The organism is Shewanella sp. ECSMB14102, from assembly GCF_000813075.1.
In the GTDB taxonomy this organism is placed as follows: domain Bacteria; phylum Pseudomonadota; class Gammaproteobacteria; order Enterobacterales; family Shewanellaceae; genus Shewanella; species Shewanella indica.
The window spans coordinates 1-731 of sequence record NZ_JWGX01000127.1 but is presented as its reverse complement, the minus strand read 5'-3'; the positions used below and the strand labels follow the sequence as shown (position 1 = coordinate 731).

General features: G+C 44.0%; 1 protein-coding gene. It reads right to left on the bottom strand.

The window, feature by feature from the left end:
- Positions 1–120: 120 nt before the first annotated feature.
- Entirely contained in the window at positions 121–669 is a 549-nt protein-coding gene (locus tag RC73_RS19650; RefSeq protein WP_200888012.1) for a hypothetical protein, read from the bottom strand.
- Positions 670–731: the final 62 nt, after the last annotated feature.

Sequence of the window (731 nt, the reverse complement as noted above, 5' to 3'; positions counted from 1 at the left end):
AATCAAAGAATCGCATTTTCGCTGGGCTTGGGGTGAATTTCTTAAACTGATTAACGTTTGAGTTAAGCGGCAGGCCCTATAGGGCCTGTCCGCTTGAACTAATTGTTAGCCGTTCTGAATTCACACGGGCTCCCAAGAACCCAAATTTGCCCGGAAGCCTTCTTCCCCCTGAGGAATCAATATCAGATTCAGTTCGTCATGATTGTCAAAACCAATAAGAATATTGTCACCTTCCTGGGCTCTCTGCATTACTTGGTTGGTTTGAAAATATAGCCTATGTTCAGTCCTTGTTGGATGCCCTTCACGTGCGTCGTACCAAGTAACATTTGCGTTTTCTACGATATCAGTTCCACGAATTGAAAACCGGGCAACTCTTTCAAACCCGTCGAGCCCGAAAATATCTCTGAGCTGCCTAACACCGTTAAACTCATGTTGATTCGAACGCTCCGGTCTAGCTTCGACGGCAGACAACGTCTTGATGCAGCCGGGTCGAAGAACGATTGGTCGTGTTGTCATTTTTTCCTCGGATTTTACAGTGATGGTAAAAAGACGGCTAACGCCGCGTTCTAGGGAATCCCTAGATAATTCCTTTTTATTCAATACAGTAGACACGCATGGTGTTGATTGATCTAATTGATTTTGCCAAAAAACTACCAGATCCAACACCATGCGTGATGTCCATATCTTACACGATTTACTCAAAAAGCAATGCCCGCAAATACATCAAAAAC

Coding starts and splice junctions, on each gene's coding strand:
- RC73_RS19650 (WP_200888012.1), bottom strand. CDS start 669: ATGGTGTTGGATCTGGTAGTTTTTTGGCAAAATCAATTAGATCAATCA.